The 10394-nt window shown below is 75.7% G+C and carries 4 protein-coding genes; all 4 read right to left on the minus strand.

All coding sequences use genetic code 11. The features are described from left to right. Window positions 1–25: 25 nt before the first annotated feature. The 4 genes from ACZ3YL_RS03285 to ACZ3YL_RS03300 are packed head-to-tail and all read right to left on the minus strand — an operon-like array spanning window position 26 to window position 10388. Window positions 26–1558 carry an amino acid adenylation domain-containing protein gene (locus tag ACZ3YL_RS03285; protein WP_188309672.1) on the minus strand — a complete coding sequence of 511 codons (1533 nt, stop codon included), beginning with the start codon at window positions 1556–1558 and terminating at the stop codon, window positions 26–28. Further along, window positions 1539–4346: an excinuclease ABC subunit UvrA gene (uvrA, locus tag ACZ3YL_RS03290; RefSeq protein WP_317621499.1), complete on the minus strand. Its 2808-nt coding sequence runs from the start codon at window positions 4344–4346 to the stop codon at window positions 1539–1541. Before uvrA ends, ACZ3YL_RS03285 begins: the two co-directional genes overlap by 20 nt. Before the next feature lie 20 nt (window positions 4347–4366). Continuing rightward, window positions 4367–6910 carry a condensation domain-containing protein gene (locus ACZ3YL_RS03295; protein ID WP_465655031.1) on the minus strand — a complete coding sequence of 848 codons (2544 nt, stop codon included), beginning with the start codon at window positions 6908–6910 and terminating at the stop codon, window positions 4367–4369. Between the two features lie 4 nt (window positions 6911–6914). Next, a complete protein-coding gene (locus ACZ3YL_RS03300; protein WP_465655032.1) occupies window positions 6915–10388 on the minus strand; it encodes an amino acid adenylation domain-containing protein in 3474 nt (1157 codons plus the stop codon). Window positions 10389–10394: the final 6 nt, after the last annotated feature.

Here is a 10394-nt window from a genome sequence, read left to right on the forward strand (position 1 = left end):
TTTCCGCGGAATGGACCTCCCGCGGTCAGCGGCCCGGCAGCACCTCGGCCCGGGACCGGCGCAGGGCCGGCGCGGGCAGCGCCTTGCGGTCGAGCTTGCCGATGGGGGTGAGCGGCAGTGCGTCCAGCGGGACGAACTGGCTGGGCACCATGTGCTCCGGCAGGCTGCGCCGGAGGTGGTCCCGCAGCTGCTCCCCGGTCGGCGCGGAGGGGCCGGCCGGGGCCGTGTACGCCACCAGGCGGGAACCGCCGGGAAGATCGTCACGGAGTACTACCGCAGCCTGTACGACACCGGGGCAGGATGTCAACGCCTCTTCGACCTCTCCGAGTTCGACCCGGAAGCCACGCACCTTGACCTGCGCGTCCAGCCGCCCGAAGTAGTCCAGCAGGCCGCTCTCCGGACGCCGGCACACCCGGTCCCCGGTCCGGTACATCCGGGCGCCGGGGGCGCCGGAGAACGGGTCCGGGAGGAACCGCTCGGCAGTCAGCCCGGGGCGGCCCTGGTAGCCGCGGGTGACCTGGGCGCCGCCGACGAACAGCTCGCCGGAGGTGCCGTCGGGCACCGGCCGCAGCTCCTCGTCCAGCACGTAGGCGTGCACGGCGGGCAACGGCGTGCCGATGGACACCATCCGGTCGTCCCAGTCGAGCAGGCAGGCGGCCGCCGACACGGTGGTCTCGGTCGGCCCGTAGATGTTGAACACCTGAGTCACCCCGCGCGCCCGCAGTTCGGCGAGCAGCGCCCTGGGCATCGCCTCGCCGCCGGTGAGGACGGCCTTGACCCGCGGTGGCGGGCCGCCCAGGGCGACCATCTGGGCCAGTGCGGAGGGCACCGCGCAGACCGCGTCACCGGTGACCCAGCCGTCCGGTTCGACCAGCGAGAACACGTCCTGGGCCAGCATCACCCGGCCGCCCGCGTACAGCGGGGCGAAGATGTCGCAGACCGAGAAGTCGAACGAGGTGGGGCAGGTCGCCACCATGGTGGCGGACGCCACCGGCCCCAGCAGGGCGACCGCGGCGGCGACGAACTCGCTCATCGCCCCCCGGGGCACCAGCACGCCCTTGGGGCGGCCGGTGGAGCCCGAGGTGTAGATCACGTACGCGAGTTGGCCGTCGAGCACCGGTGGGGCGTCGGCCGCCGGGGCGTCCGGCCCGCCGCGCACCAGCTCCTCCAGGACCAGCTCCGGGCCGTCGTACGCCAGCGTGCCGGCGTGCCGGCGCTCGGCCAGCACGGCCGCGGCGCCCGAGTCGGCCAGCATGTAGCCGATCCGGTCCTGGGGGTAGGCCGGGTCCAACGGAACGTACGCGGCGCCCGCCTTGAGGACGCCCACCAGGGCGGCGAGCATCTCCGGGGTGCGGCCGGCCAGTACGGCCACCCGGCTCTCCGCCCCGATGCCGAGGGCCCGCAGGTGGGCGGCCACCCGGTCGGCGGCGGCCCCCAGTTCGCCGTACGTCCAGGTGCGCCCCTCGCCGGTGACGGCGGGCCGTCCGGGCTCGCGGGCCGTCCACCGCTCGAACGCGGCGACGACGTCGATGACCGGTTCAGCGCTCGGTGCCGGCACTGTGTCCTCCTCTGCTCTTCATGACGTGAAGCTGGCGGTCCAGATAGGGCGCCAGTGCGCTCCTCGGGTGGGCGGCCACCTCCTCCGGCGGCCCGGCGGCCACCAGTTCGCCGCCGTTCTCACCGCCGCCGGGGCCCAGGTCGACGATCCAGTCGCAGGCCGCCGCGAACTCGACGCTGTGCTCGATGACCACCGCGGTGTTGCCCAGGTCCACCAGGTCGTGGACGACCCCCAGCAGCACCTCCACGTCGGAGAAGTGCAGCCCGGTGGTCGGCTCGTCGATCAGGTAGAGCGTGCGGCCGTCGTCCCGCCGCATCAACTCCCGGGAGAGCTTGAGGCGTTGGGCCTCGCCGCCGCTGAGGGTGGTGGTGTCCTGGCCGAGCGCGAGGTAGCCGAGCCCGACCTGGCAGAGCATCCGCAGCGGGTGGGCGACGGCCGGGATGTCCCCGAACACCTCCAGCGCCTCGGCCACCTCGAGGTCCAGGGTCTGGGCGATGTCCCGCCCCCGGTAGGTGACTTCGAGCACCCGCGGGTGGTAGCGGCGCCCGTCGCAGGAGGGGCAGCGCACCGAGAAGTCCGCCAGGAACAGCATCTCGATCCGGATGGTGCCCTTGCCCGCGCAGCGGTCGCAGCGCCCGCCCTTCTCGGTGTTGAAGCTGAACATCGCGGTGGACCAGCGGCGGCGGACGGCCTCCTCGGTCTTCGCGAAGAGCTTGCGGATCTCGTCGAAGATGCCCACGTAGGTGGCCGGGGTGGAGCGGGAGGAGGCGCCGATGGACTCCTGGGTGACGGTGACCACCCGGCTGAACCGCTCCCAGCCGGACAGCTCGGCGAACGGCCCGACAGGCGCCCGGCGGTGGGTCAGGGCCTGCTCCAGGGCGGGCTGCAGGGTGCGGGTGATCAGCGAGCTCTTGCCGCTGCCGCTCACCCCGGTGACGCAGGTCAGCAGGCCCACCGGGATGGCGGCGTCCACCCCGCGCAGGTTGTGCAGCCGGGCGCCGCGGATGCTCAGCCAGTGCTCCCCGGGGCTGCGCCGCCCTTCCCGGGGTGAACCGACGACCAGCTCACCGCGCAGGTAGGCGGCGGTGCGCGACTCCGGGTGGGCGATCACCTCGGCCGTGGGGCCGGCCGCGATCACCCGGCCGCCCCGGATGCCCGCGCCCGGGCCCAGGTCCACCAGGTGGTCGGCGGTCTCCATGGTCTCCTGGTCGTGCTCGACCACCAGCACGGTGTTGCCCGCGTCGGCGAGCTGCCGCAGCAGCGCGATCAGCCGGGAGTTGTCCTTGGCGTGCAGGCCGATGGACGGCTCGTCGAGCACGTAGGTGACGCCGACCAGCCCGCAGCCCAGCTGCCGGGCCAGCCGGAGCCGCTGGCCCTCGCCCGCCGACAGGGTGGGCGCGGAGCGGTCCAGCGAGAGGTAGCCCAGGCCCACGTCGAGCATGAAGGTCAGCCGGGTGCCGATCTGGACCAGCAGTTCCTCGGCGAGTTCGGCGAGGAAGGTGGTGGCGAGCTCGGCGCGGACCTCCGCCAGCCACTCGGCCAGCCGGGCCACCGGCAGCGCGTTCACCTCGGCGATGTTGAGGTCGGCCAGCCGCACCGCGAGCGCCTCGGCGTGGTGCCGGGTGCCGCCGCAGGCGGTGCAGCCGCGGGCCGCCATGAACACCTGGTAGAAGGACTTGCGCTCGGGCGAGTCCGCCTCGCGGAACAGCCGCTCCAGGTGCTGGGCCAGCCCGTCGAAGGGCTTGCGCTCCAGTTCCCGGGCGAGCGGCTCCGGCAGCGGCCGCGCGGTGGCGCCGGTGAGCACCAGCTCGCGCACGCCCTCGGGGAGCAGGTGCCAGGGCGTGTCCAGGCCGGCGCCGGCCAGTTCGAGCACCGTGGGCAGTTCGCGCAGCGGCCACCAGGTCTTCTTGCTGCGGGTGCGGTCCCCGAAGAAGGTCAGCGCGCCGGAGCGGACGGAGGCCTCCGGGTCGCCGACCAGCAGCGCCGGGTCCACCTGGTAGGTGAAGCCGAGGCCCTGGCACTCCTCGCACATCCCGGCCGGGGAGTTGGGGGTGAACCAGTGCGAGGAGGTGGCGCGGGCCTCGGTGCCGCAGTCCGGGCAGATCCAGCCGGCCGTCAGGTGGCGCACGATGGCGCCGTCGCGCCGGGCGACCAGCGGGCCGCCGTCGCGGTGGGCCGCCTCGACGGCCTGCCGGGCCCGGGCCAGGTCCTCCTCGCCGGGGGCGGCGGGCAGCAGCAGGACCCGCCCGCCGGGCTCCTCGCCGACGGCGGGCCGGTACAGCTCCACCGGCTCGGCGGCGGCGGCCAGGGCCAGCGCCGCGAGGTGCTCGCCGACGTCGCGCGGGTGGATGTGCTGCCCGCAGCCGCGGCACTCGTGCCGGCCGGCCCGCGCGAACAGCAGCCGCAGCCGGTCCGAGATCTCGGTGATGGTGCCGACGTTGGAGCGGGGGTTGCGGCTGATGGTGCGCTGCTCGATGGCGACCGTGGGGCTGAGGCCGCTGATCCACTCCACCGCGGGCTTGGGCACCTTGGGCAGCTTCCGGCGGACGTACGCGGACAGGCTGTCCAGGTACTGCCGGTAGCCCTCGGCGTAGATCGTGTCGAAGGCCAGCGAGGACTTGCCGCTGCCGGAGACGCCGGTGAACACCGTGACTCCGTGCCGCGGCACGGCCAGCTCCTCGATCCGCAGATTGTGCTCCCGTACTCCCCGGAGCACGATCCAGTCGCGCGGATCGGGTGCGGCGGGAGTCGTCCCGCCGCCGTGGTCGGCCTTGCTCAATGCGTTCACCGCTTCTCTCTCGGCGTCGTTCAGTGGTGCGGGCTGGGCCCGTCGGGCTGGTCGAGGACCAGCCGGGCGGGGCGCAGGTATCCGGGCAGGAGGGTGCGCAGGCGCTTGGTGAGCGCCGCCGCGTCGGGGGCCTGGTCGGCGGCCCCGGCCGGCCGGGGGGTGATCCGGGCGGTCAGCTTGCCGTCCTCGTCGAACTCCACCCGGGCGTCGGCGACTTCGGGCAGCGCCGTGAGCGCCCAGCGGGCCTCGGCCGGCCGGACGGTGTAGCCGGCCGGGTCGACCCGCTGCTCGGCGGCGGCGCCGAGCAGCTCCAGCCCGCCGTCGGCGGCCTCCCGGGCCAGCAGTCCGGTGGCGAGTTCGCCGCCGGGCACCGCCGCTCCGCCGACGCGCAGTTCGCCGACGGCGCCGGGCAGCACCCGGCGGCCGGAGGCGTCCGCGGGCCACAGCCGCAGCCGGTCGGGTGCAGCGGTGGCGGCCAGGGCCGGTCCGCGGCCGTGGTCGGCGCCGGCCGGGACGGGCCACAGCTCCAGACCCGCCGGGCCGACGGCCCGCAGCACGACCGGCCCGTCGGTGCCGGCCGGGAGCCGGCCGTGCTCGCCGGTGAGGACCAGGGTGCGCAGCCCGGCCAGGGCCGCCGGGTTCGTGCGGTGCACGTTCTCGGCGGGCAGCACAACGACGTCCGCCCCGCCCTCGGGCAGCCGGCCGGCTGCCCCGGCGGGGACGACGACGGCGCCGGCCGCCAGCGGTGCCAGCAGTTCCAGCAGGGCCGTCACGGTGCCCGCGGGGGCGGCGGCCGACCAGCGGGTGCCCGGTCCGGCCTGGCAGCGGTCGGCCCACAGCCGGCCCAGCGCGGCCAGTACGGCGGGCTCCAGCACCGGGCCGGTGCCGGGGTCGACGCCCCGGCCGTCCCGCAGCGCGGCGAGCAGCCGGGCGGCGGCGGCCGGCGTGGGCGCGATGTCGGCGAGCGGCAGCGGGCCGTCCGCCGGGGAGCCCTGGGGCACCCCGGTGACCAGCTGCCACAGCTCCCGGTAGCCGAGCGGGCCGTCCGCGGTCGCCAACGCCACGTCCTGCGGGCGCAGTTCGGCGGCGCGGCGGACCGCCTCGGCGATGCCCTCGGCGGGTTCGGCCGCCGGGAACGCCGGGGCGGGGGCGCCGAGTTCGGCGGTCGGGGCGTCCGGGCGGTCCAGCACGGCGGTGAGCACTTCCGCGTACTGGCCCACCAGCCGGGCGGCGCCGGCCGCCGTGAAGAGGTCCTCGGCGAGCACGAACTGCACGGTGAGGGTGGACGGCTTCTCCACCAGCCGGACCTCCACGTCGAAGGCGCTGGAGGCGGTGGGTTCGCCGATCCGGGCGAAGCCCACCCGCAGTTCCCCGAGGTCCGCGCCGGCGACCGAGTTCATCGCGTGCACGCTCAGGAACATCGCCTGGGTGAGCGGGTTGTGGCTGTCCTCGCGGCGGGGCCGCAGCCGGCCGGTGATCCGGTGGGCGGGCATGTCCGCGTGCTCCTGGGCCTCCAGGACGGCGCTGCGGGTGGCCGCCAGCAGATCGGTGAAGGTGGTGCCCGGTCCGTTCGGCGCCGCCACGACCGCGATCATGTTGCCGAAGTCGCCGATCACGTGCTCCACCTCCGGACGGGTCCGGTAGGCGGTGAGCGTACTGGTGGCGAACGCGGACTGCCCGGTGGCGCGGCCGAGCAGCAGGTGGAAGACGGCGGTGAGGGCCATGTACGTGGTCACGCCGGTGCCGCGGCACAGCGCGCGCAGCCGTTCGGTGACGGCCTCGTCCAGCGGGAGGTCGAGCACCCGGCCCCGGAAGGACCGCTGGGCGGGCCGGGGCAGGTCGGCCGGGAGGTCCAGCAGCGCGGGCAGGCCGCTCAGCCGGGACTCCCAGTAGCCGAACTCGGCCTCCATCCGGGCCTCGTCCATCCACTGCCGCTGCCACAGCGAGAAGTCCGAGTACTGCACCGGCAGCGGGGCGAGCGGGGAGGGCCGGCCGGCCCGGAAGGCCGCGTACAGCTCGCCCACCTCGCGCACCAGGATGCCGATCGACCAGTCGTCGAAGGCGATCTGATGGGTCGTCAGGGCGAGCAGTGAGCTGTCCTCGGCGGTGCGCAGCAGCAGCGCCCGCAGCAGTCGGCCCTCGGCGAGGGCGAACGGCCGGGCCCGCTCCTGCCCGACCAGCGCGAGGACCTGCGCCTCCCGCTCGCCGTCCGGCACCGCGCGCAGGTCGCGCTCGGTGATCAGCGGGCCGGCCGGGGGCTCCTCGGCGGCCTGGACGGCGGTGCGGCCGAGCACGTGGAAGCCGGTGCGCAGGACTTCGTGCCGGGTGACGATCTCGCGCAGCACCCGGTCCAGCAGGGCGGGGTCGAGCGGGCCGTCGAGCCGCAGCGTGGCGGAGACGTTGTGCATCGGCGAGGCGGGCTGCAGCCGGCTGTTCCACCACACCCACTCCTGGGTGTAGGAGAGCGGGAAGAGGTTCATGACGCTCCCCTCCTGCTCCACCAGCCGGCCCAGCCGGTTGCGGTCCGCGGCGGTGAGGGCGGCGAGCTTCTCGGTCCAGCGCATCCGGTCATCCCTCCCCGTCTGTCAGGGCGCCCAGCCGGGCCAGCAGGTCGTCCAGGCCGGCCTCGGTGCGGGCCACCGAGCGGATCGGGCCGGGGGCGCCGGCGCCCACCGCGTCGCCCTGCTGCTCGACGAGCTTGGCCAGGCCGGCCACGGTGCGGTCCTCGAACAGGGCGCGGACGGCGATCTCGGTGCCGAGCGCCTCGCGCACCCGGTGGGTGACCACGGTGGCCAGCAGCGAGTGGCCGCCGAGGGCGAAGAAGTCGTCGTTCAGGCCGACCCGCTCGACGCCGAGGACGTCCTCCCAGATGGCGGCGAGGGCCTTCTCCACCTCGGTGACGGGGGCGGCGTACGGCTCGTCCGCGTCGCGCTCGGCGGCGGGCGCGGCGGGCAGCGCCGACACGTCGACCTTCCCGGTGGGCAGCAGCGGGAGCGCGTCGAGCCGGACGAAGGCGGCGGGCACCAGGTGGTCGGGCAGCACGGCGCCGGTGTGCTCGCGCAGTTCCCGGGCGGTCGGCGCGGCGGTCGTGGCCGGGGTCCAGTGGGCGACCAGGCGCGGGCCGCCGGCGTCGGTGCCGTCAACAGCGTCTCCACCGTCGGCGCCCTGGAGGCCGACCACGCAGTCCGCGACGCCGGGGTGCTCGCGCAGCCGGGCCTCCACCTCCGCGGGCTCCACCCGGAAGCCGCGGATCTGGATCTGGCGGTCGGCGCGGCCGCAGAACCGGACGGTGCCGTCGGGCAGGTAGCGGCCGAGGTCGCCGGTGCGGAACCAGCGGTCCGCCGGGTCGCCGGTGACCGGGCTGGTGTGGAACCGGGCGGCGGTCAGCGCGGCGTCCGCCGGGTAGCCCGCGGACAGGTGGGGCGAGCGGACGTGGATCTCGGCCGGTTCGCCGACGCCGGCCGGGGCGCCGGCCGGGTTGAGCAGGATCAGCTGGGAGCCGGGGGTGCCGGAGCCGAGCGGGATCTCGGCCGCGGGCTCGCCGGCCGGCACCCGGTGGGCGCTCATCGCCTGCGGGGTCTCGGTCGCGCCGTAGAAGTTGACGCAGGTCACGTCCGGGTTCAGCGAGCGGGCCAGGGTGACGTGGTGTCCGCGCAGCCGGTCGCCGCCGAAGAACAGGTGCCGCAGGGCGGGGGCGGTGCGCGCGGCGGGCCGGCCGGCGAGCAGGTACTCCAGGGTCGCCGGGGTCAGGTTGGCCACGGTGATCCGCTGCGCCTCGGCCCAGTCGGCGAACCGGCCGGGCAGCGTGGCGTGGTCGGGGACGCAGACGGTGGCGCCGAGGGCGAGCGGGACGAGGACGTCGCGCAGCATCGGGTCGTGGCCGGGGGCGGAGAGCAGGGCGAAGCGGTCCTCGGCGGTGAGCCCGTACTCGTCCCGGTACCAGGCGGTGAAGTGCGCCAGCGGCCCGTGGGTGCCGAGCACCGCCTTGGGGCGGCCGGTGGAGCCGGAGGTGAAGGCCAGGTAGGCGGGCGAGTCCGGGCCGGGGATGAACTGCGGTACCCCGACGGGCTGTTCGGTGAGGTCGTCGCGGCAGGGCAGCACCGGGGCGGCCCCGGTCCGCGCCAGGAGTTCGGCCGGGACCTCGGCGCCGTCGGTGCGCACCAGGGCGCGCGGGGCGGCGAGGGTCAGCTGCTCGGCGAGCCGGGCGGCGGGCTCGGCGGTGTCCAGGACGAGGAAGGCGGCCCCGGCGGCGAGGGTGCCGAGCATCGCGCAGGCCAGTTCGGCGCCGCGCGGCCCGTACAGGGCGACGACGTCGCCGGCGGCGACCCCGGCGGAGCGCAGCCGGTGGGCCAGCCGGTGGGCGCGCTCGGCCAGTTGCCCGTACGTCCAGTGGCCGGCCGGCTGCTCGACGGCGATCCGCTCCGGCGCGGTGCGGGCCCGCTCGGCGAAGGCCTCGGCGATGCCGCCCCGCCAGTCGGCCGCCAGCGGGCGGGCCGGGTCGGGCAGCACCGCGCGGGCCCGGTCGGTGACCAGGCTGTACGCCGAGACGGGCCGGTCGGGGTCGGCGGCGATCTGCTCGACCAGGGCGACGTACTGCTCCAGCAGCTGTCCGGCCCGCTCCTCCGTGAAGAGGTCGGCGTTGTGGACGAGGGTGAGGTCGCGGCCGTCGAGGCCGGCGTAGAGGGTCAGGTCGAACTTGGCGCCGGCGTCCGGGACGTGCAGGAACCGGGCGCTCAGGCCGGGCAGTTCGAGCCGCTGCTCGGCGAACGGGACCATGTTGAAGAAGACCTGGAAGACCGGGGTGCGGTCGAGTCGCCGCTTGGGCTGGAGGTCGATCAGGATCCGCTCGAACGGCAGGTCGCGGTCGGCGTAGGCGTCGTAGGCGGTGTCCCGCACCTGGCCGAGCAGGTCGCGGAAGGCCGGGTCGCCGGAGAGGTCGGTGCGCAGCGCCAGGGTGTTGACGAAGAAGCCGACCAGCGGCTCGATCTCGGACCGGGTGCGGCCGGCCTCGGGGATGCCCACGATCAGGTCGTCCTGGCCGCTGAGGCGGTGCAGCAGCACCTTGAAGGCGGCCAGCATGACGGTGAAGCGGGTGGCCCCGGTCTGCTGGGCGAGGCGGTTCAGGGCGTCGGCCGTCGCGGCCGGGACGCTCCGCTCGGCCCGGCCGGCCCGGAAGGTGCGCACGGCGGGCCGGGGGAAGTCCAGCGGCAGGTTGAGGTCGGGCAGTTCGCCGGCGAGCCGGGTGCGCCAGCGGTCCAGCTGGGCGGCGCAGGCGTCGCTCTCCAGCCACTCGGCGTGCCAGGCGGCGTAGTCGCCGTACTGGACCGGCAGGGCCGGCAGCTCGGCGGGGCGGCCTTCGGTCAGCGCCCGGTAGTGGGCGGCGAGTTCGTCGGCGAGGACGGACACCGACCAGCCGTCGGCGACGATGTGGTGCAGGGTGAGCAGCAGGACGTGCTCGTCGTCGTCGGTGCGCAGCAGGGTGGTGCGCAGCAGCGGGTCCGCGGCGAGGTCGAACGGGGCGGCGGCCTCGGCCTCGGAGCGGCGGGCGACCTCGGCGGCGCGCTCGGGCTCGGGCAGTTCGCGCAGGTCGAACTGGACCAGGGGGATGTGCCGTTCGGCGTCGACCCGCTGGCGGGGGCGGCCGCCGTGGTCCTCGAAGGAGGTGCGCAGCACCTCGTGCCGGGCGGCGATCAGGTTGACGGCCCGCTCCAGCAGGGCGGCGTCGAGCGCGCCGGTCAGCCGGACGGCCGCGGGCATGTGGTACGAGGGGTTGCCGGGCTCCATCCGGTCGAGCAGCCACAGCCGTTCCTGGACCGGCGAGGCCGGCAGGGTGGCGTCGGGGCGGCGCGGCACCGGCCGCGGTCCGTCGGTGGCGGTGCCCGCGGACAGCAAGGCGATCAGCTCACCCTTGTGCGCGGTGAGCTCGGCGCGCAGTCCGTCGGGGAGTCCCGCGCCGGGGGCGCTGTAGCGCAGTCTTCCGTCCTCCACCCGCAGGTGGATGTCCTGCTCACGCAGGCGGGCCAGCAGATCGATCAGCGACATGGTGCG

Source organism: Kitasatospora sp. NPDC023176, assembly GCF_055560495.1.